The organism is Bradyrhizobium sp. BRP56, assembly GCF_020194035.1.
Taxonomy (GTDB): domain Bacteria; phylum Pseudomonadota; class Alphaproteobacteria; order Rhizobiales; family Xanthobacteraceae; genus Bradyrhizobium; species Bradyrhizobium australafricanum.
The window spans coordinates 123,733-148,896 of the sequence record NZ_JADYVV010000011.1 but is presented as its reverse complement, the minus strand read 5'-3'; the positions used below and the strand labels follow the sequence as shown (position 1 = coordinate 148,896).

Annotated in this window: 22 protein-coding genes, 1 tRNA gene, 1 pseudogene and 2 riboswitches; of the genes and pseudogenes, 8 read left to right on the top strand and 16 right to left on the bottom strand. The window is 64.8% G+C overall.

The window, feature by feature from the left end; translation table 11 throughout:
* Positions 1-147 precede the first annotated feature (147 nt).
* A complete protein-coding gene (locus I6F38_RS10850) occupies positions 148-1,074 on the top strand; it encodes a 2-dehydropantoate 2-reductase (RefSeq protein ID WP_225160291.1) in 927 nt (308 codons plus the stop codon).
* Here I6F38_RS10850 and I6F38_RS10845 read toward each other — a convergent pair.
* The 10 genes from I6F38_RS10845 to I6F38_RS10800 form a co-directional block, all read right to left on the bottom strand.
* On the bottom strand, positions 1,071-1,757 hold the full coding sequence (locus I6F38_RS10845; RefSeq protein ID WP_225160290.1) for an alpha/beta fold hydrolase: 687 nt from the start codon (positions 1,755-1,757) through the stop codon (positions 1,071-1,073). The two genes, I6F38_RS10850 and I6F38_RS10845, sit on opposite strands and share 4 nt — an antisense overlap.
* Complete coding sequence (locus I6F38_RS10840; protein WP_018272348.1) at positions 1,754-2,644, bottom strand: crotonase/enoyl-CoA hydratase family protein; 891 nt, start codon at positions 2,642-2,644, stop codon at positions 1,754-1,756. The genes I6F38_RS10845 and I6F38_RS10840 overlap by 4 nt, the downstream gene beginning before the upstream one ends.
* A gap of 122 nt (positions 2,645-2,766) precedes the next feature.
* A complete protein-coding gene (locus I6F38_RS10835) occupies positions 2,767-4,185 on the bottom strand; it encodes an amidase (RefSeq protein WP_225160289.1) in 1,419 nt (472 codons plus the stop codon).
* Positions 4,178-5,350 carry a M20 aminoacylase family protein gene (locus tag I6F38_RS10830; RefSeq protein WP_016846360.1) on the bottom strand — a complete coding sequence of 391 codons (1,173 nt, stop codon included), beginning with the start codon at positions 5,348-5,350 and terminating at the stop codon, positions 4,178-4,180. Before I6F38_RS10830 ends, I6F38_RS10835 begins: the two co-directional genes overlap by 8 nt.
* Before the next feature lie 6 nt (positions 5,351-5,356).
* The gene (locus I6F38_RS10825; RefSeq protein ID WP_225160288.1) at positions 5,357-6,877 is read right to left on the bottom strand and encodes a M81 family metallopeptidase; all 1,521 of its coding nucleotides are present in this window, start codon (positions 6,875-6,877) and stop codon (positions 5,357-5,359) included.
* A gap of 221 nt (positions 6,878-7,098) precedes the next feature.
* Positions 7,099-8,748, bottom strand: coding sequence for an ABC transporter ATP-binding protein (locus I6F38_RS10820; protein WP_225160287.1), 1,650 nt, complete (start codon positions 8,746-8,748; stop codon positions 7,099-7,101).
* 141 nt (positions 8,749-8,889) lie between these two features.
* The gene (locus I6F38_RS10815; RefSeq protein ID WP_225160286.1) at positions 8,890-9,777 is read right to left on the bottom strand and encodes an ABC transporter permease; all 888 of its coding nucleotides are present in this window, start codon (positions 9,775-9,777) and stop codon (positions 8,890-8,892) included.
* A 3-nt stretch (positions 9,778-9,780) separates the two neighbouring features.
* Positions 9,781-10,722, bottom strand: a complete 942-nt coding sequence (locus tag I6F38_RS10810; protein WP_028336105.1) for an ABC transporter permease — start codon at positions 10,720-10,722, stop codon at positions 9,781-9,783.
* A gap of 160 nt (positions 10,723-10,882) precedes the next feature.
* On the bottom strand, positions 10,883-12,241 hold the full coding sequence (locus tag I6F38_RS10805; protein WP_225160285.1) for a D-amino acid dehydrogenase: 1,359 nt from the start codon (positions 12,239-12,241) through the stop codon (positions 10,883-10,885).
* Positions 12,242-12,306: 65 nt separating this feature from the next.
* A riboswitch (glycine riboswitch) is annotated at positions 12,307-12,421 on the bottom strand.
* Positions 12,422-12,424: 3 nt separating this feature from the next.
* Positions 12,425-12,531: riboswitch (glycine riboswitch) on the bottom strand.
* 91 nt (positions 12,532-12,622) lie between these two features.
* Complete coding sequence (locus I6F38_RS10800; RefSeq protein ID WP_225160284.1) at positions 12,623-13,753, bottom strand: M20/M25/M40 family metallo-hydrolase; 1,131 nt, start codon at positions 13,751-13,753, stop codon at positions 12,623-12,625.
* Between the two features lie 265 nt (positions 13,754-14,018).
* Here I6F38_RS10800 and I6F38_RS10795 point away from each other — a divergent pair, with 265 nt between their 5' ends.
* Positions 14,019-15,638: an ABC transporter substrate-binding protein gene (locus I6F38_RS10795; protein ID WP_225160283.1), complete on the top strand. Its 1,620-nt coding sequence runs from the start codon at positions 14,019-14,021 to the stop codon at positions 15,636-15,638.
* Positions 15,639-15,914: 276 nt separating this feature from the next.
* Here the strand turns inward: I6F38_RS10795 and I6F38_RS10790 are convergent, their stop codons facing one another.
* Positions 15,915-16,217: a hypothetical protein gene (locus tag I6F38_RS10790; protein ID WP_225160282.1), complete on the bottom strand. Its 303-nt coding sequence runs from the start codon at positions 16,215-16,217 to the stop codon at positions 15,915-15,917.
* A gap of 194 nt (positions 16,218-16,411) precedes the next feature.
* Positions 16,412-16,498 (bottom strand) — tRNA-Leu (locus I6F38_RS10785).
* 224 nt (positions 16,499-16,722) lie between these two features.
* Here I6F38_RS10785 and I6F38_RS10780 point away from each other — a divergent pair.
* Positions 16,723-17,157, top strand: a complete 435-nt coding sequence (locus I6F38_RS10780; RefSeq protein ID WP_069279973.1) for a twin-arginine translocation pathway signal — start codon at positions 16,723-16,725, stop codon at positions 17,155-17,157.
* Positions 17,158-17,195: 38 nt separating this feature from the next.
* Here the strand turns inward: I6F38_RS10780 and I6F38_RS10775 are convergent, their stop codons facing one another.
* Together I6F38_RS10775 and I6F38_RS10770 are read right to left on the bottom strand one after the other, a co-directional pair.
* Positions 17,196-18,398 (bottom strand): FAD-dependent monooxygenase, encoded by a 1,203-nt coding sequence (locus tag I6F38_RS10775; RefSeq protein ID WP_225160281.1) that lies wholly within the window; start codon positions 18,396-18,398, stop codon positions 17,196-17,198.
* Between the two features lie 7 nt (positions 18,399-18,405).
* A complete protein-coding gene (locus I6F38_RS10770; RefSeq protein WP_018272338.1) occupies positions 18,406-18,651 on the bottom strand; it encodes a zinc-finger domain-containing protein in 246 nt (81 codons plus the stop codon).
* A 234-nt stretch (positions 18,652-18,885) separates the two neighbouring features.
* Here I6F38_RS10770 and I6F38_RS10765 point away from each other — a divergent pair, with 234 nt between their 5' ends.
* A complete protein-coding gene (locus I6F38_RS10765; protein ID WP_225160280.1) occupies positions 18,886-20,019 on the top strand; it encodes a hypothetical protein in 1,134 nt (377 codons plus the stop codon).
* A gap of 57 nt (positions 20,020-20,076) precedes the next feature.
* Entirely contained in the window at positions 20,077-20,829 is a 753-nt protein-coding gene (locus I6F38_RS10760; protein WP_225160306.1) for an alpha/beta fold hydrolase, read from the top strand.
* Between the two features lie 27 nt (positions 20,830-20,856).
* On the opposite strand, the pseudogene I6F38_RS10755 reads toward I6F38_RS10760, so the two are convergent.
* Positions 20,857-22,224: pseudogene (locus tag I6F38_RS10755) on the bottom strand (hypothetical protein); the annotation flags it as partial.
* A gap of 182 nt (positions 22,225-22,406) precedes the next feature.
* Between I6F38_RS10755 and cysE the strand changes: the two are divergent.
* Together cysE and I6F38_RS10745 are read left to right on the top strand one after the other, a co-directional pair.
* A complete protein-coding gene (gene cysE / locus I6F38_RS10750) occupies positions 22,407-23,234 on the top strand; it encodes a serine O-acetyltransferase (protein ID WP_092089661.1) in 828 nt (275 codons plus the stop codon).
* Positions 23,235-23,384: 150 nt separating this feature from the next.
* Positions 23,385-23,597, top strand: coding sequence for a DUF3126 family protein (locus I6F38_RS10745; RefSeq protein ID WP_021077729.1), 213 nt, complete (start codon positions 23,385-23,387; stop codon positions 23,595-23,597).
* Between the two features lie 118 nt (positions 23,598-23,715).
* On the opposite strand, the gene I6F38_RS10740 is transcribed toward I6F38_RS10745, so the two are convergent.
* Positions 23,716-24,426, bottom strand: a complete 711-nt coding sequence (locus tag I6F38_RS10740) for a hypothetical protein (RefSeq protein ID WP_225160279.1) — start codon at positions 24,424-24,426, stop codon at positions 23,716-23,718.
* Positions 24,427-24,645: 219 nt separating this feature from the next.
* Between I6F38_RS10740 and I6F38_RS10735 the strand changes: the two genes are divergently transcribed.
* Entirely contained in the window at positions 24,646-24,975 is a 330-nt protein-coding gene (locus I6F38_RS10735) for a hypothetical protein (RefSeq protein ID WP_028336117.1), read from the top strand.
* Positions 24,976-25,164 lie beyond the last annotated feature (189 nt).

Below are 25,164 nucleotides of genomic sequence, written 5' to 3'. Positions count from 1 at the left end.
GCCAGCGTCCGCCATGAACCGATAGCAGACCAAATTCTGCAGTGCAGCCAAATGACGCGATGGGCCCGGCGTTCAAGGAATCGAACCCAGGTCCGTCGCGTGATATCCTTTGCCGGCTGAGTGTCGTTGCAGGGGGGAGGATATGACATGCGTATCGCTGTGATGGCGGCCGGTGCCCTCGGCGGTTATTTCGGAGCACGTATGGCCGCGGCAGGGCACGACGTGTTCTTTATCGCACGCGGCTCCAACCTCGAGGCGATCAGGAAAAACGGTCTCAAGGTCGAGAGTGTGCTCGGCAATCTTCATTTGCCCGAACCCAACGTGACCGATGATCCAGCCACGGTCGGCCCGGTCGATATCGTACTGTTCGCGGTCAAGCTTTGGGACAGCGAGACGGCAGCCAGGTTGTCTCTCCCCCTGGTCGGACCGCGCACCCGGGTGATCCCGCTGCAAAACGGGGTCGATAGCGCGGAGAGGATCGCCCCGATTCTCGGCGCCGACAATGTGGTCGCCGGAAGTGCCTACATTGCTACAGTGCTGTCCGCGCCTGGCGTCGTCACCCACACGAGCCAGTTCGCGCGCATGGTCTGCGGCAGAACCGACGGTAAGCCCGATGAGGGCCTCAAAGCCTTTGCCGACGCCGCTCATGCGGCCGGCATCGACATCTCGGTGTCCGACGGGATTGACCGCGAGCGCTGGCAGAAATTTGTATTCCTCGTCGGACTATCAGGCGCGACCGCAACGACTCGCCAGCCGCTAGGGCCGATCCTGGCCGACCCGGATACGCGAGCGTTCTTTTACAGCTTGATGAGCGAGGTGGTGGCGGTCGGCCGTGCCAGGGGCGTTCCCATTCCGGAGAATTTTGCCGAGGACAGAATGAAATTCGCGGAAGCCTCGCCGCCCACCTTCAAGGCTTCCATGCTGCACGATCTCGAACGCGGCAACCGGCTCGAACTCGACTGGCTCGCCGGAAAGGTGGTGGAGTTCGCCCGCCCGCTTGGCATTCCTACGCCAGCCAACAATGCGGTCTATGCCATGCTCAAGCTGCACAGGATGGGTAACGCCCGCGCCTAGTCCACCCAACGATTTGTGCTGAATTTCCCCTCTTGCAAGAACGCGATGGTCTGCGCGATCGCTTCCTTGTTGCGCACCAGCCAGGGATGCGAGGTGCGGATCACGATGTGATCGGCCATGCCCTCGAGCCCGGTGTTGGCGACCGACACCCGGCCGTCATGCGGCCGCGGCAGGGCCATGGAGGTGATCGGATAGACCGAACGGTTGCCGGCAATGATGCCGGCGGAATAATCGATCGGCGGCAGCAGCGCGCTGGTCGCGGCATCGCGGCGGGTGACGAGCTGCTGGCCGGCCGGACCGAAATAGGCGCGATAAGCTGCGAGGTTCTTCAGGCGGTCGGCGATCTCGCTGCCGCCGTTCGGTGTACCCAGCATTACGACGCGGCCGAGCCGCGCCGGGCGATGCCTCGCCAGATAGACGCGCGCCAGAAGACCGCCCATGGAATGGCAGACGAAGTTCACGGAGCCGTCGAGGCTCTGCGCGAACCGATCGAGCGAGGGGTGGATGTCCTCAGCCAGCACGTCGAGTGGCTTGCGCCGGCTGTCATAGTCGAGATTGAGGGTGGCAAAGCCGGCCGCCCTCAGCGCCAGCTCCATCCTGCGAAACGAGCGCGCCGTCCTGCTGATGCCATGCAACAGGACGACGCCGTCAAGTGTGGACGCCGCTTGACGCCATTCGTTCACTTATAGTCGCGCTCTTGCCACCACGGGAAATAGTCGGGCATGTCCGACGACACCTTATTCTTGAACTGCGCGGGGCGCTTTTCCAGGAACGACACCACGCCTTCCTTGACGTCGTCAGAGCGGCCGCGGGCATAGATGCCGCGGCTGTCGACCTTGTGCGCCTCCATCGGATCGTCGGCGCCCATCATGCGCCACATCATCTGGCGGATCAGCGCCACCGACACCGGCGCGGTCTTGGCTGCGAACTCCTTGGCGAGCGCACGCGCGGTGGGCAGCAGATCGTCCGGCGGCACCACCTTGCTGACGAGCCGGCCGGCGAGCGCTTCCTGCGCCGGGAAGACGCGGCCGGAATAGCACCATTCCAGCGCCTGCGAGATGCCGACGATGCGCGGCAGGAACCAGCTCGATGCGGCTTCCGGCACGATGCCGCGCTGGGAGAACACGAAGCCGAAGCGTGCGGCGTCGGAGGCGATGCGGATATCCATCGCAAGCTGCATGGTGACGCCGATGCCGACCGCCGGGCCGTTCACTGCAGCGATCACCGGCTTCAGGCACTTGAAGATCCGCAGCGTCACTTGCCCGCCGCCGTCACGCACCTGCGGATCGCTGTAGTCGACGCTGCCGTCGGCATTGCGCTTGACCGGACCGCGCCGCGCATCGCGGTCAAACGTGTTGGCGCCGGATGATAGATCGGCGCCGGCGCAGAATCCGCGGCCCGCACCTGTCACGATGATGGCCCTGACGTCGTCGTCCTTGTCGGCTTTGTCGAACGCGTCGATCAGCTCCTGCTGCATCGTGGCGTTGAAGGCGTTGAGCTTGTCGGGCCGGTTCAGCGTGATGGTCAGGATCTGCTCGGCGACCTCGTACTTGATCGTCTCATACGCCATGGGGATGATTTCCTTCCTTTTATTTGTCATTGCCGGGCTCGACCCGGCAATCCATCTCTTCTTTATGAAGAAGATGGATGCGCGGGTCGAGCCCGCGCATGACAATTTGGAAGGCCGAGGCGCTACTTCTTCGGCGGCGCGGGCCACGGCTTCTGCGGGCCGCGCAGGCCTTCGAACGCCTTGCCCATGCCGAGCACGCCGATGTCGTCGAAGCGGCGGCCGATGATCTGGACGCCGATCGGAAAGCCCTTCTTGTCGTAGCCGGCGTTGATCGACAGCGCCGGGTTCTCCGACATATTCCACGGCACGGTAAAGCAGATGTGCTCGAACGGCTTTGCGGGGTCATTGAGCGGCGCTGCGAACTCGGCCGGGAAGTTCACCACCGGCGATACCGGCGAGACCACGTAGTCGACCTCGCAGAACAATTTCGCGGCGGCCGCGCGGATCGCCATCGTCATGTTGAAGCCGCGCACCACATCGACGCCGGAGAGCTTTGCGCCGGCCTCGGCCCAGTTGAAGATGTAGGGCAGGGTCTTGCCGCGGTCGGCCTGCGACAGTTTCGACAGCTCATCCCAGGTCCTAGCGCGCCAGAAATTGTCGAGCCCTTCGAGCATCTCGGGCGTCAGGATGCCGTCGATCTCGGTGATGACGGCGCCGGCGGATTCGAACGCCTTCGCAGCCTTCACGACGACCTCGCGAACCTCCTTCTCGACCTTCTGGCCGGAGCCGGCGTCGAGCATCAGCCCGATGCGCAGCTTGCGCGGCGACTTCTCCAGCGCCTTCCAGTTCACCTCGAGCGCCGGCAGGCTCATGCCGTCGCGGCGGTCGGGACGCGACAGCACGCTCATCATCAGCGCGGCGTCGTCGACGGTGCGGGTCATCGGACCGGCGACGCGGCCGACATAGGGCGGGTCGATCGGCACGCGGCCGAGGCTCGGCTTCAATGCGACAAGGCCGCACCAGTTGGCCGGCAGTCGCACCGAGCCGCCGATATCGGTGCCGAGATGCAAGGGACCATAGCCGGCAGCACCTGCCGCGCCCGCGCCGGCGCTCGAGCCGCCGGGGTTCTTGCTGACATCCCAGGGATTGCGGGTCAGCGGATGGAACGACGACAAGCCCGACGACAGCATGCCGTAGTCCGGCATCGTGGTCTTGGAGAAGATCACGCAGCCGGCCTCGCGCAGCCGCGCCGCAGGCGGTGCATCCTTCTCCGCGGGCGCCAGCTTGACGCTCGCCGCGCCCAGCGGCACCGGCTGCCCCTTGGTCGCGACATTGTCCTTGATGGTGGCGGGAACGCCATCGAGCGTGCCGGCCGGCTCGGCTTGCTGCCAGCGCTCGGTCGAGGTCTTGGCGACCTTCCGCGCCCCTTCCGGGTCGTACAGATACAGCGCCTTGATGTGCGGCTCCCAGGTCGCGACCTGGGAGATGATTTCCTCCAGCACCTCGGACGGCGAGAACTGCTTGGCACGATAGCCGGCGAGCAGGTCGACGGCGGAGAGATCGTGCAGCGACGTGATGGCGTCCCCTTTGGGCTTATGCATGCGCACCTGCCGGCATGCGTTTCTCGATGATGCGGGCGAACATGCTGGCGCCGATCGGCAGGATCTTGTCGTCGAGAACGTAACCGGGATTGTGAACGGGCACGGAGCCGTCATGGCCGACCCAGAAATACGCGCCGGGAATGGCCTGCATCATGTCAGCGAAATCCTCGCTGCCCATCTTCGGCGTCGAGCGCGTGATCACCTTGGCGGGGTCGACGACGGTGCGCGCGACTTCCTCGACGACGCGGGACTGCTCTTCCTGATTCACCAGTACGCTGAAGCCGTCGCGGATCTCGACCGAGATTTCGGCGCCATATGCCGCCGCAAAGCCGGCGGAGATTTCGCGCATGCGCTTGCGGATCAACTCACGGATCTCGTCGGAGAAGCAGCGCACCGTGCCGCACATCCAGGCTTCGCCGGGAATGACGTTGTACGCCGACCCGGAATGGATCTGCGTGATCGACAGCACCGCAGCCTGCAGCGGATCGACGTTGCGGCTGACGATCGACTGCAACGCTTGTCCGAGCGTCATTGCGATCACGACCGCGTCCTTGGAACGCTCCGGCATCGCGCCATGCGCGCCGTAGCCCTGGATCCTGATGTCGAAGAAGTCGGCTGCGGCCATTGCCGGGCCCGGCAGGATCGCGATCTCGCCATGGTTGAGGTCGGGCGCGTTGTGCAGGCCATAGACCTCGTCGCAGGGGAACTGCTTGAACAGGCCGTCCTTGATCATGGCGCGGGCGCCGCCGAGGCCTTCCTCGGCCGGCTGGAAGATGAAATGCACGGTGCCGTCGAAATTGCGGGTCTCGGCGAGATAGCGCGCCGAGCCGAGCAGCATCGTGGTGTGGCCGTCATGGCCGCAGCCGTGGAAACGGCCCGGGATGGTCGAACGCCACTTCAGGTTGGTGTTCTCCTCCATCGGCAGCGCGTCCATGTCGGCGCGCAGGCCGATCTTCTTGGTGCCGTTGCCCTTGCCCTTGAGCACACCGACCACGCCGGTGCCGCCGAGGCCGCGATGCACCTCGATGCCCCAGCTCGTCAGCTTGTCGGCGACGATGCCCGAGGTGCGGACCTCCTCGAAGCCGATCTCGGGATGCGCATGCAGATCCCGTCTGATGGCGGTGAGTTCGTCGGCAAAACTGTCGATGCGCTCAATGGTCGGCATGGCTCTCTATCCGTTTGTGCGTGATGGGGAGGTGGGTGTGAAAGTAGGGCCGTTCGGCTTGATACGAATGCCGGGACGCAAATGTTTCCACGGCAGCGTGGCGGTATCGGCGGGCATCGCGCCGGGGGCGGCGCAGATCAAGAGCTTCTCGGCGATCGGCTCGAAATCGGCGCGGAAGTGCACCGAGCTCTTGTTGACCAAAATCTTCTGCGCCGTCGGCTCGATGCCGACATAGCGGTACATCGCCTGGTCGGCAAGCTGGGCCTTGTAAGAGCCGACCACGACGCGGACGTCGCCGACCCGCAGGCAGGCCGAGGGGCCCATATCCATGTCGCGGCCGCCGAAATAGGGACCGGGAGCCACGAATTTTCCATCCGAGAGTTGTTCGACGACAAAAGTCTCCCGGTATGGCGCGTCGCCGGGAATGCCGGACTTGCCGCCGAGCTCGAGCGTGACTGATGCCCCGACACCGGCGGCGTGCGCGGCCTTCGCGGATTGCGGGTCGTAGATCACGCCGGTTGCGGCACTCGCCTTGTTGTGCACCAGCGCGCGCAGCATGCCGGTGGTGTCGGAATCGCCGCCGGCGCCGGGATTGTCCTGGGTGTCGGCGATGATGATCGGCTTGCTGGCCGATTTCGCCAGTTCCATCGCCAGCCGCACGCCTTCGTCGGGCGAATAGATCCGGCCGTCGAAATCGTCCTCATGGCTCTCGACCAGGGCGACGACCTTGTCGGCGGCGGCATCCGCATCGGCCTGGGTCCGGCCGTACGCGAATACGCTCGGCCCGCAATCCCTGAAATCGGCGGCCGGGAAACCGGGGGCAAACGACAGCGTCGGCACCGCGTCGCTCTCGAGGGCGGCGAGCTTTTGATAGATGCCCTTGGTCGGCTGGTCGTTGGTGCATTGCCAGCTGATCGGGATCAGGAACGGCAGTTGCCGGAATGCCTTTGCGAAGCGCTGCCTGGACTTGAGCATCAGCGCCAGATGCCGGGCGCAGGCGCGGCCGGTTTCGGCCATGTCGACATGCGGATAGGTGCGGTAGGCAATCAGCGCATCGGCATGCTCGATCATCTTTGGCGAGACGTTCGCATGCAGATCGAGGCTCGCCACCAGCGGCAGGTCGTTGCCGATCGCCTTGCGCACGCGGGCCAGGGTTTCGCCTTCACCGTCGTCATAATGCTCGGTGACCATGGCGCCGTGCAGGTCGAGATAGACGGCATCGATCGGTCCGGCCGCGGCGATACCGTCGACCATTTCCGTCACGATCCGCTCGAACGCATCCTTGCTGACATGCGCCGACGGGCTCGCCGCGGCGAAGATCGTCGGCACCAGCTCCCAGCCATTGGCTTCCGCCGCCTCGACAAAGCCGGCGAGGCCGACATTGATCTTGCGCATGACCTTGAGCACGTCGGCGCCATGCGTCATCGACGGCCAGCCGCCGCCATGCACGAAATCGTCATAGGTTGCCTTCGTCGGTGCGAAGGTATTGGTCTCGTGCAGGAAACCGCCAACGGCAATGCGGGTCATCAAGTCGGTCTCGATACGTTTCTTCGATCATGATGCGATCAGGACGACGCGCGTCATGATCTCATCTCGTTGGTTGGAGCGTGATCTCCGGGGAAGACCGGCGTCACCTTCAGGGCCGCGCTCTAGCGCGCGACGTTAAGCGTGTCGTCGCGCCCAGCGCAAGCCGGGGAGCACCAGCGGATTTGCATGCCCTGTGGGCGGAAAGGCTTGAGGCGAAAGACCTAGGCCGTCGCCACAATGCCTTCCGCAACGGGGCGGAAGTTGGCGAAGTCCCAGCCGCGCCCGGGCGCCGCATCGAGCAGCGCGCGGGTATAGGCTTGCTGCGGATTGGTCAGCACCTCGGCGGCCGGTCCCTGTTCCACGACGCGGCCATGCTGCATCACGGCGACGTCGTCGCAGATTTGTGCGGCGACGCGCAAATCATGCGTGATGAACAGCAACGCGATCCCAAGCCGGCGCTGGATCTCGTCAAGCAGATCCAGCACCTGCGCCTGCACCGAGACGTCAAGTGCGGATACCGCTTCGTCCGCGACGAGCACGTCGGGATCGAGCGCCAGCGCGCGCGCGATCGCGATGCGCTGGCGTTGGCCGCCGGAGAACTGGTGCGGATATCGCGAGATCGCGTCGGGCGGCAAATGGACGAGCTCGAGCAGCTCGCGCGCCCGCGCCAGCGCATCCTTGCGCGGCATGCCGTAATTGACCGGGCCTTCCGCGATGCTCTCGCCGACGGTGACGCGCGGATTGAGCGAGCGGTAGGGATCCTGGAAGATGATCTGGATCTTCTGGCGATGCGGTTGCAACAGCCGGCGCGACAGGTCGGAAATCTCGCGGCCGGCGAGGCGTACCCCGCCCGAGGTCGGATCGATCAGGCGCACGATGCAGCGCGCGACCGTCGACTTGCCGGAACCGCTTTCGCCGACGATGCCGAGCGTGCGGCCCTTGCGCAGAGTGAGCGTGACGTTGCTGGCGGCGGCGACCTCGCGGGCTTTGCCGTACAGCGACCGCTCCCGGTAGACCTTGCTGAGCTCGTTGGCTTCCAGCACCACGGGCTCGGTCGTCTCCGGGCGCGGCGCGCGCGGCACCAGGCTCGGCACCGAGGACAAGAGGTTGCGGGTGTACTCCATCTTCGGATTGCGCAGCACATCCTGCAGCGGGCCGGTTTCGACAAGGCGGCCGTGTCGCATCACCGCGACGCGGTCGGCGATCTCGGCCACCACGCCCATGTCGTGGGTGATGAACAGAACCGCGGTGCCGTGATCACGTTGCAGGTCGCGGATCAAGGTGAGGATCTGCTTTTGGGTGGTGACGTCGAGCGCGGTGGTCGGCTCGTCCGCGATCAGGAGCTTCGGCTCCAGCACCAGCGCCATCGCGATCATGATGCGCTGGCGCTGACCGCCCGAGAGGCGGTGCGGGTAGGAGGAGAAGATGCGCTCCACGTCCGGCAGCCGCACATGCTCCATCATCGCCAAAATCTTCTGGCGCCGTGCGCGGGCATCGAGATCTGTGTGGGCGCGCAGCACCTCGTCGATCTGGCGGCCGACCGGCACCACGGGATTGAGCGCGGTCATCGGCTCCTGGAAGATCATCGCCATCCGCGTGGCGCGGAGTTGCCGCAGCCGCCGGTCGCTGGCGGTGAGCAGTTCCTCGCCGACCAGTTTGACGCTGCCGCCGGACGGCACCAGCGTGCCCTTCTGCTGCAGGCCCATCACGGTGAGCGAGGTCACCGACTTGCCCGAGCCGCTTTCGCCGACCAGGCACAGCGTCTCGCCTTCACGTACCTGTAGCGAGAGGTCGTCGATGATGCGATGCGCATCCGCCTTGCGGCCGAGGCCGACGACGAGATTGCTGATGTCGAGGACGACGTTGGTCATGTCAGGGTCTCTTGGCGCTGCGAAGGAATTTACCCACTGTCATTCCGGGATGGTGCGCCAGCACCAGACCCGGAATCTCGAGATTCCGGGTTCGATGCTTCGCATCGCCCCGGAATGACGGCTTCAGAAGAGCTGAAGCCATCACTTGCCCTCACGCTGCTTCATGCGGGGATCGAGCGCGTCGCGCGCGGCGTCGCCGATCAGGTTGACGCTGAGAATGGCGATCGAGAGCAGCAGCCCCGGCCAGAAGATCAGCGACGGCTTGACCTGGAAATAGGCGCGGCCCTCGGCCATGATGTTGCCCCAGGTCGGCGTTTCCGGCGAGATGCCGGCGCCGAGGAACGACAGGATCGCCTCGGTCAGGATCGCGGACGCGCAGACATAGGTGCCTTGCACGATCAGCGGCGCGATGGTGTTCGGCATCAAATGCCGCCACATGATCTTCGGCAGGCTGCTGCCGAGCGAGATCGCGGCCTCGACATAAGGCTCCTCGCGTGCGGTCAGCACCACCGAGCGCACCAGCCGCGCCACGCGCGGGATCTCGGGGATGGTGATCGCGACCATCACGGTCCAGATGCTGGCCCCCGACAGCGACACCACGGCGATCGCGAGCAGGATGGCGGGGATCGCCATCAAGCCGTCCATCACGCGCATCAGCACCGCATCGACCCAGCGGAAGAAGCCGGCGACGAGGCCGATCAGAAGGCCGATGGCGATCGAGCAGACGGCGGCGCCGAGCCCGATCACCAGCGAGATCCGTGCGCCGTAGATGATGCGCGACAACAGGTCGCGGCCATAGGCGTCGGTGCCGAGCAGATATTGCGCGCTCGACGGCTTCAGCCGCTGTGACGGCGTCAGCAGCAGAGGATCATGCGGCGCAAGCAGCGGCGCGAAGATCGCCATCAGGATGATGAGGGCGAGGCTGATCGTCGCAATCGCGATGATCGGCGTCGACGTCAGGAAGCCGAACTTGACGCGGAACGGCCGGGTGACGGGAAGCGAGGATTCGGGAAGGGTTTCGATCGCCATTGCTCAGTACCGGATACGAGGATCGAGCAGGGTGTAGGCGAGGTCGATCAACAGATTGACCGCGACGTAGATACCCGACGTCAACAGGATCATCGCCTGGATCACCGGATAGTCGCGCGCCAGCACCGCATCGACGGTGAGGCGGCCGATGCCGGGCAGGTTGAACACGCTTTCGGTGACGACGACGCCGGAGATCAGCAGCGCGAAGCCGGAACCGATCACCGTGATGACCGGCACGGCGGCGTTGCGCAGCGCATGGCGCAGCAGCACGCCGGTCTCGCCGATGCCCTTGGCCCGCGCCGTGCGCACGTAATCCTCGCCGAGCACATCGAGCATCGAGGCCCGCGTCATGCGTGCGATCAGCGCGACATAGATGAAGGAGAGCGTGCAGGTCGGCAGGATGAGGCGCTGGAAGAATGGACCGAACCCGGCCGAGATGCTCTTGAAGCCCTGTACCGGAACCCAGCGCAGATCAATCGCAAAGATCTGGATCAGCACATAGCCGATCACGAACACCGGCACCGAGAAGCCGAGCACGGAAAGTCCCATCACGAAGCGGTCGATCCAGGTGCCGTGCTTCCACGCCGCGATCACGCCGAGCGGCACCGCCACCAGGATCGAGAGGATGATGGTGGCCAGCGCGACCGAGATCGAGGGCTCGAGGCGCGGGACGATCATTTCGAGGATCGGCTTGTTCGAGATCAGGGAGACGCCGAGGTCGCCGTGCAGCAGCTTGGCGATCCAGGTGTAGAACTGGATGTAGATCGGCTCGTTCAGACCAAGCGAGGTCCGAATGCGTTCGAGCTGTTCAGGCGTCGCATTGTCGCCGGCGAGGATGGCGGCCGGGTCGCCCGGCGTCAGCCGCAGCAACAGGAACACGAACAGAGCCACCACGCCCATCACGGGAATGGCGGCGAGGATGCGGCGAAGCAGATATCCGAGCAAATTTGATCCGTTGGGTTGTGGTCGATGAAGTCCCCAGCGGGACCGTTGCACACCAGACCGTAGCACAGATGGTAGCAGACTCACGGTAGAACTTGAGCAAGTCCCATGCCATCGGTGCTGCGGATTTTGCGGTGCAGCTAATCAGTCCTGTTGGCCGCGATTATTCCTCCGGTGAAGTTCGAAGCAGTCCACTGGAAGGTGGATTGATTTCAGCTTTGCGCGCGTTGGCAGGCACGTCGAGCCCGGCACCGAACGACGGCGCCATCGGCGGCGTATCGAGGTCGCGCCAATCGTCGATCGCCTGGGCCACCATCTGCGCCGTCGCGGCCGACAGCGTCCAGCCGAGATGACCGTGGCCCGTATTGTAGAACACGCCCGGAATCCGTCCGGCGCGAACCACCGGCATCATGTTCGGCATCATCGGGCGCAAGCCCGCCCATGGCACGACTTTCGACGTATCGATCTCCGGGAAATGATGCCGCACCCAGTCCACCAGCGGTTGAATGCGATCGGCGCGAATGTCGCGGTTGAAGCCGTTGAACTCGGCAGTGCCGGCGACGCGGAAGCGGTCGGCGCCGAGCCGGCTGGTGACGATCTTCGCGGCTTCATCGAGCAGGCTGACGGTTGGGGCGGCATTCCGGCTTTGCGGCGCATCGAGCTGCACCGTGATCGAATAGCCCTTCACCGGATAGACATTGACGCGGTCGTTGAGCAGGCTGGCGAAGTGGCGGCTCGCCACGCCGGCGCAAATCGCGATCCCGTCCGCCTGTAGCTGCTGTCGCGTCGCGACCGCAGCATCATGTGAAGCAGCTTCGTTCCAGCCGATGCGGAAGCCGTCATCGCCGTGTGCGATCGTGTCGACGTCGGCTTCATGGATGAAGCTCGCGCCACGGCGGATGCAGGCGTCGGCAAGCCCACGCGTGAATTTGTGAATATCGCCGGTCGCGTCCGACGGCGTGAAGAAGCCGCCATAGCAGGTTGTCTGCAGCGCGGGTTCGATGACGCGGATCTCGTCCGGGGTCACCGGCCGGCGGTCGAGCCCGCCTTGCTGCAGCAACGTGTTGACCTTGAGGCCGGCTTCGAAGCCGGCCCTGTCGTGATAGACGTGCAGGATGCCGCGGCGCTCGAGATCGAAGGCGATGTTCTCGCGCTCTGCGATCGAGTACAGATGCTTGCGCGCTTCGATGGCGAGCTTCGTGGTCTCGATGGTGTTGCCGCGATAGCGCGTGATGTGGCCTATGAACTCGCCGATCCAGGAATATTTGTGCCAGCTCGGCTTCGGGTTCATCAGCAGCGGCGCGTCGCTTCTCAGCATCCAGCGCAGCCCCTTGAGGATGGTCGCGGCGCTGTTCCACACCTCGGCATTGCTGGCGGAGAGTTGTCCGCCATTGGCGAACGAGGTTTCCATCGCGGCGTAGCGATGCCTGTCGAGGACAGTCACCTTGTAGCCTCGTTCAAGCAGGGCATAGGCCGTCGTTACGCCGGTGATGCCGGCGCCGATGATCGCGATGTGTGGCATGGTAGTCGTCAGGCTCCCGTGGGTTAGAGTCGCCGAACCACCGGTGAAACCGGCATCGGCGCCCCATCTGTCACGGTACCTGAGAGCTTGATCCGCATCGGGCCGGGGCCGGATGCGAACTATCCCCTTCGGTGGACGTCATGGCCCTTGATGTGCGGCCATGTTCGTCTCTCTCCAGATCGTCCTGACGATACAGTCCTTTTGCCTGAGAGTTTCCGGGGCGGTTGCTCCGTCGGCGCCGAAGGCAACAACACGAATGTTGTCGCTTCGATCTCTCCCGCATCGTCGCGTTGGACGGCCGGACCGTAGGCGAAGCCTTAAAAATGGACAAGGCTAAATTTCGATCCGGCAGTGCCAACGTGTTGTGCAGTGCAATCGATGTCAGTCCAGCGTCGCCAGCAGTGCCGCCATCAGGCGGCCGCGTTCGGCGAGGCTGTCGACCTCGATATGTTCGTTGAGCGTATGTGCATCGGCGCCGCGAACGCCGAGGCCGTCGAGCGTGGGGATGCCCATCGCGCCGGTGAAGTTGCCGTCCGAGCCGCCGCCGGCGCTGCCGTGCGGCAGATCGAGACCTATCGCTGCCGCAAGGCCTTTTGCCTTTTCATAGAGCGCCATGGTGCCCGCATCGGGCTCCCACACCGGGCGGGTGACGCCGCGCGTCACCTTGAAGGTCACGTCGTTGGCGGTGCCCGACAGTGCCAGCATGCGCTCGACGCCGCGGTCGAGATCGGCCTGGCGCTTGGCCATGCTCAGCGCTTCGCCGGTGCAGGTCGTCGCGACGCAATTGACCCACTGGCCGCCATGCACGATGCCGACCGAGAAGGTGCAGTCCTCGGTGGTCATGCCGTCGATGGCGATGATCTGTCGCGCCATCTCGCGGATCGCGGAGCGGCCGGAAGACAGCGTTGCGCCGGCATGGCTGGGCTTGCCGGTGGCTTCCAGATTGAAGCGCGCGATCGCGTAGCGGCCGGTGACGACGCCGTTGTTCGGACGGCCGGGCTCCGGCACCAGCACATATTTGTTGCGCGCGGCTTCCGCCTCGATGATGTCGCGCGTCGACGGCGTGCCGACCTCTTCGTCGGGGGTGAACAGCACGGTGATCGGCAGCGGAGTCGTAAAGGAGGCGCGCGCCAATTGCCTGATCGCCTCGATCGACAGGTAGTTGCCGCCCTTCATGTCGAAGATGCCCGGCCCGAAGCACTTGTTGCCTTCGCGCCGCCACTTCAGCTTCTCGATGGTGCCGACGGGGTGAACGGTGTCCAGATGGCCGGCGATCAGGATGCCGGGCTGGCCTTGTTTCGGATGGGGAAAACGGGCGCGGACGCAGCCCGCGAAGCCCTGGCGTCCGGCGATGCGCTCGATCGTCGCACCCATGATCGCCATCTCGCGGGCGGCGAGATCGAGCATGCGTTCGACCGCGGCGGCGTCCCAGGTCGGGCTTTCGCATTCCACCCAGCTGCGCAGGCCCTGCAGCATCGTTTCGGAATCAAAGGGGAGATTGGCGGGGTTCATCGTTGTTCTCTCTTGTTGTTCTGACGGCGCCGGCATCGCGCGCGCGTTACGAAAATCTCAGCCGACGATTTTGTAAAGCCAAAATCTGGCGCGCGGCCTCATTCGTTTGTGTACGTCCGATGCGACCTGAAACCGATTGACGCGCTTGGCGCTTGGTGCAAGTCTCGATTTCACAAGCCATACAGCATGTTAGTTCGCCTAAATAACGAACCGCATGCATAACGAATAAGCCGGCTTTGACCAGTTACACGTCAGGAGAGATTGCATGTTCCCTATCTCGCGTTGGAAACACCGCACGCTAGCGGCCGCGTTGACGGCGCTCGCGCTGTCGTTCGCGCCGCAGGAATTGTCATTCGCACCGCAGGCGATGGCCGCGGGCAAGACCATCACCGCGGTGATGCACTCGGATCTGCGCGTCATCGATCCGATCATGACCACGGCCTACATCACCCGCGATCATGGCTACATGATCTATGACACGCTGCTGGCGACGGATTCCAATTTCAAGATCCAGCCGCAGATGGCGGACTGGAAGGTTTCCGACGACAAGCTGACCTACACGTTCACGCTGCGCGACGGCCTGAAGTGGCACGACGGCGCGCCGGTCACCGCGGAAGACTGCGTCGCCTCGCTGCAGCGTTGGGGCAAGGTCGACGGCATGGGCCAGAAGCTGATGGACTTCGTCGCGAGCCTGGAGGCGACCGACGCCAAGACCATCACGCTGAAGCTGAAGGAACCCTACGGCCTCGTGCTGGAATCGATCGGCAAGCCGTCGTCGCGCGTGCCGTTCATGATGCCGAAGCGTCTTGCCGAGACGCCGCCGGACAAGCCGATCCCGGAACAGATCGGCTCCGGACCGTTCAAATTCGTGCAGGCGGAATTCCAGCCGGGCGTGAAGGCGGTCTATGAGAAGAACAAGGACTACGTGCCGCGCAAGGAGCCGGCGAGCTGGACCGCGGGCGGCAAGGTCGTCAAGGTCGACCGCGTCGAGTGGGTCACGATGGCCGATGCGCAGACCGCGGTGAACGCACTGCAATCCGGCGACATCGATTTCATGGAGAACCTTCCGTTCGACATGCTGCCGGTGCTCGAAGCCAATCCGGATCTCAAGATCGACGTCCTGAACAAGTTCGGTTTCCAGACTCTCGGACGCATGAACTTCCTCTATCCGCCGTTCGACAATCCGAAGGTGCGCCGGGCTGCGTTCCTGGCGATGAACCAGAAGGACGTGCTCGACGCGCTGGTCGGCAACGCCAAGTACCAGAGGATCTGCGGCGCCTTCTTCGTCTGCGGCACGCCGCTCGAGACCGACGTCGGGGCCGAAACGCTGGTGAAGGGCAACGGCCTGGCGGAAGCCAAGAAGGCGCTTGCCGCATCCGGCTATGACGGCACCCCCGTGGTGATCATGGCGCCGGGCGACGTCACGACGTTGAAGGCCCAGCCGGTCGTGGCTGCGCAGCAGTTGCGCGAGGCCGGCTTCAAGGTCGACCTGCAGGCCACCGACTGGCAGACCGTGGTGACCCGCCGCGCCAGCCAGAAGCCGCCCAAGGAAGGCGGCTGGAACATGTTCTTCACCAACTGGGTCGCGGCCGACGTTTCCGATCCGATCGTCAACGCGTCGATCACCGGTCGCGGCAAGAATGGCGGCTGGTTCGGCTGGGCCGAAGACCCGAAGATCGAGGAGCTGCGTGACAAGTTCGCACGCGCCGGCTCGGCTGAGGAAAAGAAGAAGATCGCCACGGAAATCCAGACCGAGGCCTACGATCAGGTGATCTACGTTCCGCTCGGCCAGTACACCATTCCGAGCGCGTGGCGGAAGTCGCTGACCGGCGTGCTCGACGGCCCGGCAACGCCGATCTTCTGGAACATCGACAAGTCCGAGTAAGCTTGCGGCTTGACGCAAAACAAATGGCCGGGACTTGTCCCGGCCATTTTCTTTTCGCGCCGTCGCTTGTCAGGTGTGGCTGTCGCGGAGCTGCTCCAGTCCATCGCTGAGCGGTGGTCCGCCTTGTGGTGCGTGCTGCGGCGGGGAGGGGCGCTCCTTGCGCTGATCGGGTTGGTCGGTTGCGCGCTGCGCGGATGGATCGTCGTTCGGCATCATCATGCTCCAATTGCGGCATGACAACGAATACGCAGTGCACGGGTTCCGAACCGGCGACCGCTAATCGCCGTGGTCTGGTCTCATGCTGGTCGGGCTCGACAGGCTCGTGAGCTGCGTCGGTCCGATACCGGTTCCGTTCATCCAGGCCACCGCTCCAGCGGCAAACGCGAGCAGTCCGTACAGCATGATCGCGCCGCGGATCCATCGCCGGTAGATCGCGCGGTCGTCGGGCACAGCATTGCGGAAATTCTGTGCATTGAGCCCGTTGCTGCAATGAGCCGCATCGTCGCCGTGCTGGAGAGTAAAGGCACCATGATCGCGCGCCGTTTCGCGGGCAATCCGATTGCGCTTCGCAATCTCCATCGCCGATCTCCGACCAAAATTGATTTCGAAATGCAACAGCCGCGAAAATGCGCGGCCGGAATTTCCAAATGCGGGCAAGACTACGACAGTCAGCGATTGCGGCGTGTGAACCACGCCACAGCCGGAAAACACGAGGCGGCGAGCATCGCGACGCTGGCCCTCCCGGGTGGTGGGTGCGCGTGGCCTGCGAAGGTTGGTGCGGGCGGTGGGACTCGAACCCACACGACGTTGCCATCGAGGGATTTTAAGTCCCTTGCGTCTACCAGTTCCGCCACGTCCGCGTTGCGCCAGGCGCGCCGATTTCTAGCGCGTTTGGGCGCGGAGTGGAATTGTCATTATCCGGTGCTAACAGGTGAGCTTTCAAAGGCTTAAGCGGCGGCCCGCAATTCCATTTGCCTCGACGGCCGGGCATTGGGATAAGCAGCGCGCCGCCGCGATTGAGCCTCAATCCGGACACCGGTGGCTGCTTTAGGCAATCTCAACACTGTCCGGTTAAGAAAGCTGAATGTCTGTTCGTTTCCCACGCCGCCTGAAGCTGTCGCGCGCGGCGGCCGTCATCGCGCTGCTCGCCTCGGCCGCGGGCGTTTCCGGCTGCGCGCAGATCGGCGACACCGTACCGTCGGCATTCGCCGATCCCGCCAAGTACGAGCTTTATGATTGCAAGCAGCTCGAGAACGAGCGCAGCAATCTCAAGACCCGCGCGGCGGATCAGGAAAAATTGATGGCCAAGGCGGAGACCGGCGTCGGCGGTACTGTCGTCTCCGAGATGGTCTATCGCAACGAGCTGATCTCGATCCACTCCCAGCAGAAGCTGGCGGATGAGGCCTGGCGCAAAGGCAGGTGCCATGAAAGCCCGCCGGACACGCCTGCGGCCGCTGCCCCCGCTGCTCCCACGCCGGCGGCGAAGGGCCCGCGCGCACCACGGGGCCTCGTCCACTAAGCCTGCGTTTCCGGACGAGTCGGTCGTGATCGCCGAGTTCAGGCGCGCCAGTCGTAGATCCAGTCCTGCCGCGCCAGCATGCGCTCCGGACCGATGGCGCGGATCGCCAGATCGCGCGCGATCGCCGCCGGCCCGCGCAGATGATAGATGCGGCCCTGCTGTCGCGCCAGGCGCTGCACTTTCAGCACGCGTCCGCGCCGCGCCCGTGCGTAGCGCGTCAACGCGGCGGGAATGCCCGCGGTGTTTTCCCCGGTGCTGTCGCTCAAGGCCTTGGCGAGCACGGCCGCATCCTCGATCGCCATGCCGGCGCCTTGCGCGGCGAACGGCAGCATCGCATGCGCGGCATCGCCGAGCAGCGTCACCGCGCCTTCGCTCCAGCGGCCGATGTCGGGCAGGGTGAACAGCGCCCATTTGCGCCAGCCGTCGACCGCGCCGATCAGCATCCGCGCCGTCGCGGGCCAGCGCGCGGTGGCGAATGCGCCCTTGATCTCGTTGATGTCGCCGGGCTCGCTCCAGCCCGGCCGGTTCCAGGTGCCCGATACGATCGCGACCACGTTGATCTGGCGTCCGGCCGAGATGGGATAGGCGACGAGATGCGCGTCCGGTCCCATCCAGAGCTGCACGCGCGGTGCGGTGTATTCACGCGGCAGGGCGGTGGCGTCCAGCGTGCCGCGCCAGGCGATCAGGCCGGAGAATTGCGGCTGCACATCCGGAAACAAATGCCCGCGCACCGACGACCAGATGCCGTCGGCGCCGATCAGCGCAACGGCCAATTCCTCCTGCCGTGAATTGCCGCGGCGTTGGACGACGGTGAGGCCTCGCGCATGCTTGGTCACGTCCTCGAACTGGCAGCCGAGCCGCAGATCGATATCGGGATGGTCGCTCGCGGCGGCCTGCAGCGCGGCCTGCAAATCGGCGCGGTGGACCACCCAATAGGGTGCACCGGCGCGGAACTCGGCGGCCTGGCCAAGCGGCATCCGTGCGATCTCGCCACCGGCCCGCGCGCTCAGGATGTTGACGGATTCAGGCGTGACCGCGTGCCGCGCAAGCGGTTCCTTGAGCCCGAGCTCGACCAGGATGCGGCTGGCATTGGGAGAGAGCTGGATGCCGGCGCCGGCTTCCTCGAGCCGTTCGGCCTTCTCCAGCACGACGACGCGAAAGCCCTGTGCCGCCAGTGTCAGCGACGCCGTCAGTCCTCCGATCCCGGCGCCTGCAACGATGACGGTTCGCGTCAGCGCCACGGAGCGGTCAGGCGACCTTGTCTTTCAGCACGCATTCCGGCGGCCGCGCTTCGCCGGCCGCGAGGTCGGACGCGAAGCGATAGAGCGTCGAGCAGTACGGGCAGATAATCTCGTTGTCATTGCCGAGGTCGAGGAACACGTGCGGATGGTCGAACGGCGGGTTGGCGCCGACGCACATGAACTCCTGCGATCCGATTTCGATCACCGAGACACCGGCATCGTTATGGAAGTGCGGGACGACGTGGTCGGACATATTCTCACCTTGATGGCAACGATGGGCAGACGCAATCAACAGCATGCGGCATCGCGAAATGCCGCGCACCATACTGGCGGGAACAGTTGATTCCTAGAGCCCCGATGGCTCATTTGCTCATGCAAATTCGACACAATCTTGTCGTCCCAGAGAAGCCCTCCTTTGGTCGGAGCCGTTGTGTCGCAAAAACGGCACACTATCTCCAAGGCGAATAAAACTAGAGGTTTTATCGGGATGAATCGGGTGCGCGTCAGCTTGGCGGTGGTCGGTGTGGCAGCAAGTGCTGCCGTGGGCGCGGCTATTTGGCCGCACGCCCGTGACGCCGGCACCGTGCTGGCGGCGCGGGACGATCCCGCTGCGCTCGCCGACATCAGGCTCAATTCCGTGCTGCGCAACAACTCGGCGTTGATCGCGGACAATATCGAGGCGGCGCTGGCTTCCGGCGATGCCGACCTTGCGGCCAGCTTTGTCGCGCTCGCCGGCGAGAAGAGCATCGCACTTAGTGATGATCTCACCAAGCGCGTCGATGACGCGCGCGCCGAGCAATCATCCAGCATGCATTACGCCAAGGGGTTCGCCACCGGCCTGGTGACCGGCAATGCCGACGATGTCGCAAGCCTGTCCGGCACGGTCGCCGGCGACCTGTTCGTGTTCGGTGATGTCAGGGACATCGTGCGCGAGGGCAAGCACCTCGTGATGGGCGAGGACACCGACCAGCTGGTGCTCGGCCTCGCGGCCGCCGGGCTCGCGGTGACCGCGGCCACCTATGTGTCGGTCGGCGGCGCCGGGCCGCTGCGCGCCGGGCTGACGCTGGTCAAGGATACGCGCAAGGCCGGGCGGCTGAGCGAGGGGATGATCGAATGGGCCGGACGCTCGAGCCGCGAGGTCGTCGACCAGCCGGCGCTGCGCGAGGCGGTCGCATCCGGCTCGGTGCTGCGGCCGGTGCAAACCGCAACCGCGATCCACGCGGCCTTCCGCGCCGAGAAGGCCGGCGCGCTGGTGCGCGTCGCCAAGGACGTCGGGCGCATCGGCGAGGCGGCCGGGGTTCGCGCTGCGCGGGATACGCTCAAGGTCGCCGAGAACCCGAAGGAGATCGCGCGGGCGGCGCGGATCGCCGAGGTCAAGGGCGGCCAGACCCGCGCGATCCTGAAGCTGCTCGGCCGCGGCGCGCTGCTGCTGGCCGCCGGCGCATTCAATCTCACCATGTGGCTGTTCGGCGCGCTGCTGGCGCTGTTCGGCTTCCTGTCGTCGATCAAGGCCACCACCGAACGGGCCACCGCCTGGTGGCTCAGACGAAGCAAGGCGCTGCGCCTGAAGCGGCAGATGGCCGCTCAGGCTACCTTGGCGAGTATGCCCGCCCAGGGTTAGGCTTGCGGTCGCCGGTCGATCGCCAATCGCAAATCCCTAGAACAAACGGAATGGATGATGCCGAGTTTCCATCACGGCGATGTTGAAATTGCCTTTATCGACGAAGGCGCGGGCGAACCGATCGTGCTGGTGCACGGCTTTGCCTCGAGCAAGAACGTCAACTGGATCTACCCGACCTGGGTGTCCGATCTCGTCAAGGCCGGCCGTCGGGTGATCGCGCTCGACAATCGCGGCCACGGCGAATCCGCCAAGCTCTACGATGCCGCGCAGTACGAGATCGCGACCATGGCCGGCGACGTGATTGCGCTGATGGACCATCTCGGAATCACGCGCGCCGACATCATGGGCTATTCGCTGGGCTCGCGGATGACGGCGATCCTGGCGCGAGAGAATTCCGATCGGGTGCGCTCGGCGATCCTTGGCGGGATCGGCATCGGGCTGATCGAGGGCGGCGGCCCCGGCGAGGCGGTCGCGCTGGCGCTGGAGGCGCCGTCGCTCGACGATGTCACCGACCCGGTCGGCCGTACCTTCCGCGCCTTTGCCGATCAGACCCGCTCCGACCGCCGCGCACTCGCCGCCTGCCTGCGCGGCTCGCGCCGCCTGATGACGCGCGAGGAGGCGGCCGGCATCCGCGTGCCGGTTTTGATCGCGGTCGGCAGCAAGGACGAGATCGCGGGCTCGGCGTCAGCGCTCGGCCGGATCATTCCGGGTTCGGAGGTGCTCGACATTCCGAACCGCGATCACATGCGGGCGGTCGGCGACAAGGTCTACAAGACCGGGGTCATCGACTTCCTGTCGCGGCGAAAATAGATCGTCGGCTTCATCCCTGGCGAAGGCGCGCGCGGCCGCGATCAGCACCACGAAGGTCGCGACCCACACCATGCGCGCGCCGTAGCGGTCGTGCGGTCCCGAGATCACGCCGCAGACGAAGGCATTGCCGAGCAAGGCAAGCGTGACGGTGCCCGCCAGCAGCGTCAGATCGTCGAGCCGCCGCTGCCATAGGCCGCGGCCGAACAGGATCACGACCAGGAGCATCGAGCCCAGCGCGACCGGCACGTGGATGCGGTTGATCGCAGTGAAGTCGAGGTGCCAGCGTTGCTGCCGCGCCGCGCGCATCGGCGCGACCTGTTTGGGAATGTAGCGCTCGATGATGCCGTAGGTGTGCGGGATCCAGCCCGAGGTGCCTTCACCGGTCGCGACATGCATGAGCTGGTCTGCGGTTGCCGTCAGCGCTGCCTTGGCCTGCCATTCCGGATATTCGGCCAGCGAGCGCAGCACGATGTAGCCCATCTCGTCATTCAGTCCCTTGAAGCGGCCGAGCGTGTTGAACATGCTGTGGCCCCACAGGAAGTCGTCGGCGGTCGGCGGCAACTCGTCGCGATAGGGGCAGAGCTTCAGCTTCTCCGTCACGCAATGATCGCGCAGATATTGCGCGACGATGCCATCCTGCAGCATGCGGCCGAAGGCGACGCCATAGCCGCCGGGCGTCCAGGCCAGCTGTCCGGACAGCGCAAAGTTCGCCGCCAGCAGCATCGCCGCGCCGGCGACGGTGGTCAGGCTGCCTTGTACCAGGCCCGCGATCGGGATGCGCCGGCCGAGCCACGGACGCAGCATCCAGCCGACGCAGCACAGGCCGAGCAGCACCGCCAGCGTCGCGCTGTGCGTGGCGGCCGAAAACGCGATGAACCCGAACAGCACCGCCTTCTCGAGCGTCGAGATCCGTTCGCCGTGCAGGATGAGGATGAAGAGTGCGAGCACCGAAAGGCCGGCGAAGATGTCGGTCAGCAGCATGCTGGCCAGCCAGGGCAAAGCGGTGGTTGCGATCAGCGCGAGGCTGATCGCGATCAGCCGGACTGGCCGGGCGAGGCCGAGCACGCGCAGCGTCAGCTGCAGGATCCACAGCGTCGCCAGGGTCTGGATGCCGAGGTTGAGCCAGAAATCCGATGTCTCCCCGACATGGAGGTAGATCCCGAATACCGTGGACCGGCTCGGCACCAGGTAGCCCTCATACCAGCGCGCCAGATAGCCGCCGGTATCCCATTGGAGCAGCGGATAGCCGTTCCAGAAGGCAGGGGCGAGCAGCAGGAGGGGGATGGCAATGGTCGCGATCCAGACCGACCGCGCATCGGTCAGGCGGGCACCTAAACTCCGGGTATTGATGATGTTTCCCCCTTTTATTGGGGCCGACCATGCCCAAAACCACACGGGCGACGAAATCCGCCAATAGTTGCAGAAGCACGGCTTGATTTCGGCAAAATCCCGACCAATTCCCCTAGACGCCGGCCCGGGGGTGTTCGGCTGGGGTTTACCGTACTGAGCCATCCCGGGACGCGCTGGGTCCATCGTGCTATAACGCACATCAGAACAACCGAATTGCGAGAGCAGCTATGGCAGTTCATCAGGTCAATCCGCAGGGAGGCAAGCTTGCGGCGCTCGATCCGATCTGGGATCGAATCCGCGGCGAGGCTGAGGACATCCTGCGGCGCGAGCCGGAACTCGCATCCTTCATCTATGCGACCGTGCTGCATCATGAGCGGCTGGAAGATTCTGTAGTCCATCGCATTGCCGAGCGGCTCGATCACGCCGCGCTGTCGGGCGATTTGATCCGCCAGACCTATGGCGAGGCACTGCGCGACGAGCCCGATATCGGCAACGCGTTCCGCGCCGACCTCGTCGCCGTCTATGACCGCGATCCGGCGACTTCGCGCTTCATCGATCCCTTGCTCTACTTCAAGGGCTTTCACGCGCTGCAGACCCACCGTCTCGCGCACTGGCTCTATCAGAAGGGCCGCAAGGATTTTGCCTTCTACCTGCAGAGCCGCTCCTCGGCGGTGTTCCAGACCGACATCAACCCGGCCGCCAGGATCGGCCGCGGCATCTTCCTCGATCATGCCACCGGTTTCGTCTGCGGCGAGACGGCGGTCATCGAGGACGATGTCTCGATCCTGCATGGCGTCACGCTCGGCGGCACCGGCAAGGAGAACGAGGATCGGCATCCGAAGATCCGCCACGGTGTGCTGATCGGCGCCGGCGCCAAGATCCTCGGCAATATCGAGATCGGTCATTGCGCGCGCATCGCGGCCGGCTCGGTCGTGGTCAAGCCGGTGCCGCACAACGTCACGGTCGCGGGCGTGCCGGCGAAAATCGTCGGCGAGGCCGGCTGTGCCGAGCCGTCGCGCACCATGGACCAGATGCTCAGCGCGATCGGGCTTTGATTTCACTCGCTTTCTGATCGCGGCGAAAACGCGACAAGACAAAAGTCGTGTGCGCAACATCACGTCGCCAAAGCCTGAAAAGGCTCTGGCGATCTTTGCCGTCTCGTCCTAAAACTCCCCCGAAAATCATCGACCCGATTGGAGACGGCCGTGGACGTTCAGGAAGTCAGGAAGCTCGACGCGTATCTCAAACGCGTGTTCAGCAATCCCAAGATCCGCGTGGTGCCGCGGCCCAAGAAAGACGACTCGGCCGAGGTCTATATCGGCGAGGAGTTCATCGGCGTGTTGTTCGTCGACGACGAGGACGATGATCGCTCGTTCCAGTTCCAGATGGCGATCCTGGAAGAGGATCTGGCCGAGTAAGGCGGAACAGCCTCGCCTTCACACGTCGTTACGACGAACTCGCGACAAAATTGAAGAGCGATCTTGCGCTGGAGCGACCATCCTTCGCGGACACGTCGCTCCGCTCGCAATGACAGTGTCATCCCTTCGCGCTGTGCATCTGCGCGGAGAGACGGTTCATCGCGGTGGCGATGTCGCGCCACTGCGCGAGCCAGCTGCGCGGAAAGCGAAAGATCAGGTCGGCGCCGTCGATGCGCCGCTCACTCAGGCACATGCCGGGCGTCGAGGTGTCGCGCGTGCAGCGCGCGGTCAGCTGCGGCTCGCTCGCCGTGAACAGGTCCTCGCCGCCATAGGGCGTGCCGTCGCGGAACGCGCGCGCCGTCAGGCCGTCATCAATGTTTGCGCGCTCGTCGAGATAGCGCGGATAGATCGTGCGCAGGCGCATGTCCGGCGCGAGTGAATCGTGGTGCGCCGCGATCGACACGAAGATCCTGTCGATCGGCTGCACCTTGTCCTCGACTGTATCGGCGCTGTAGTGCTTCGGCGCGGCGGGCGCGTCCAGCGACGGATAGAGGAAGCTCAAATCGACGCGCTCCTGCGGTCCGGAGTGACGCTGGATCTTCATGCGCACGGCCATGGTCGGCACGTTGAACAGCGTGCCGCCGACGCTCACCGGCAGCCGCGACGGATCGCTCGGCGGAATGGTCGTGTAGGTCGGCCACAGCAGATAGGCGACGAGCGCGACCGCGCCGGCCGCGATCACCGCCGAGGCGATGATCGGAACGAGATGCGCGCGCGGGTTGCGGCGGGTGTCGCGGGCGAGATGCTGGGCGGTCGAGAGAAGCGTCATGAGCGAGGCTGAGATCAGGTCGGGAGTGGCCGAATCATCTGCCGAATATGCCACGTGGCGGGGAATTTCCGTACGATTCCAATGGAATCCGGGACCGAATGGCCATGCGCAAACGCCGCGCCTGACGTGTCCGGTTAACCTTTCCTTAAGGATGATGTGGCGGCAGGCTGCCAATTCTGCGAAGCAGGGCAGGTGGCCTGTTGCGTAGCGGAAGTTCCGATGTCGCCCGATACCTTGAATTCCCTGTTCTCGCTCTTGATCGGTTTCGCGCTCGCGGGCGCGCTGGCCAACGGTTACCAGGCGATGGCGGAGCGCCCGGCCGGTTTCGGCCTGCTGCAGGAGGGCGCGGCGCCGAAGACCTTCGCCGCGGTCCCGTTCCTCGTCTTCGCCGCACCGTTCATCATCATGCGCAACACGCTGCGCGGGGCGCGCATCGAGCGCCGCCGCTTCGAATTCGTGATGATGGCAACCGTCATCTCCGGCTTCTGGAGCCTGATGTCGGGCACCTTCTTCGTGATGACGCTGCGCGCTGCGGGCGTGCTGGCCTGATCCGATCATGATCCGCGGCCGATCACGGTCGCGCTTGCTTGAAACCATGTCGGCCGTCGTGCCAAGGTCTCCTGCGATCAGGGCTTCGGTTCTGATTGAATCAGAAACCGAAGCTCTGGATTTTCGTTTCGACGCGTTTTCTTCACGCGAACCGGTGTCCACTTCGCTCGAGAACGCTCCAGGGAGACC

Bases quoted from the DNA above. Each gene is read 5' to 3' on its own strand.
- I6F38_RS10850 (WP_225160291.1), top strand. From the start codon at position 148: ATGCGTATCGCTGTGATGGCGGCCGGTGCCCTCGGCGGTTATTTCGGA.
- I6F38_RS10840 (WP_018272348.1), bottom strand. From the start codon at position 2,644: ATGGCGTATGAGACGATCAAGTACGAGGTCGCCGAGCAGATCCTGACC.
- I6F38_RS10835 (WP_225160289.1), bottom strand. From the start codon at position 4,185: ATGCATAAGCCCAAAGGGGACGCCATCACGTCGCTGCACGATCTCTCC.
- I6F38_RS10830 (WP_016846360.1), bottom strand. From the start codon at position 5,350: ATGCCGACCATTGAGCGCATCGACAGTTTTGCCGACGAACTCACCGCC.
- I6F38_RS10825 (WP_225160288.1), bottom strand. From the start codon at position 6,877: ATGACCCGCATTGCCGTTGGCGGTTTCCTGCACGAGACCAATACCTTC.
- I6F38_RS10820 (WP_225160287.1), bottom strand. From the start codon at position 8,748: ATGACCAACGTCGTCCTCGACATCAGCAATCTCGTCGTCGGCCTCGGC.
- I6F38_RS10815 (WP_225160286.1), bottom strand. From the start codon at position 9,777: ATGGCGATCGAAACCCTTCCCGAATCCTCGCTTCCCGTCACCCGGCCG.
- I6F38_RS10805 (WP_225160285.1), bottom strand. From the start codon at position 12,241: ATGCCACACATCGCGATCATCGGCGCCGGCATCACCGGCGTAACGACG.
- I6F38_RS10800 (WP_225160284.1), bottom strand. From the start codon at position 13,753: ATGAACCCCGCCAATCTCCCCTTTGATTCCGAAACGATGCTGCAGGGC.
- I6F38_RS10795 (WP_225160283.1), top strand. From the start codon at position 14,019: ATGTTCCCTATCTCGCGTTGGAAACACCGCACGCTAGCGGCCGCGTTG.
- I6F38_RS10790 (WP_225160282.1), bottom strand. From the start codon at position 16,217: ATGGAGATTGCGAAGCGCAATCGGATTGCCCGCGAAACGGCGCGCGAT.
- I6F38_RS10780 (WP_069279973.1), top strand. From the start codon at position 16,723: ATGTCTGTTCGTTTCCCACGCCGCCTGAAGCTGTCGCGCGCGGCGGCC.
- I6F38_RS10770 (WP_018272338.1), bottom strand. From the start codon at position 18,651: ATGTCCGACCACGTCGTCCCGCACTTCCATAACGATGCCGGTGTCTCG.
- I6F38_RS10765 (WP_225160280.1), top strand. From the start codon at position 18,886: ATGAATCGGGTGCGCGTCAGCTTGGCGGTGGTCGGTGTGGCAGCAAGT.
- I6F38_RS10760 (WP_225160306.1), top strand. From the start codon at position 20,077: ATGCCGAGTTTCCATCACGGCGATGTTGAAATTGCCTTTATCGACGAA.
- cysE (WP_092089661.1), top strand. From the start codon at position 22,407: ATGGCAGTTCATCAGGTCAATCCGCAGGGAGGCAAGCTTGCGGCGCTC.
- I6F38_RS10740 (WP_225160279.1), bottom strand. From the start codon at position 24,426: ATGACGCTTCTCTCGACCGCCCAGCATCTCGCCCGCGACACCCGCCGC.
- I6F38_RS10735 (WP_028336117.1), top strand. From the start codon at position 24,646: ATGTCGCCCGATACCTTGAATTCCCTGTTCTCGCTCTTGATCGGTTTC.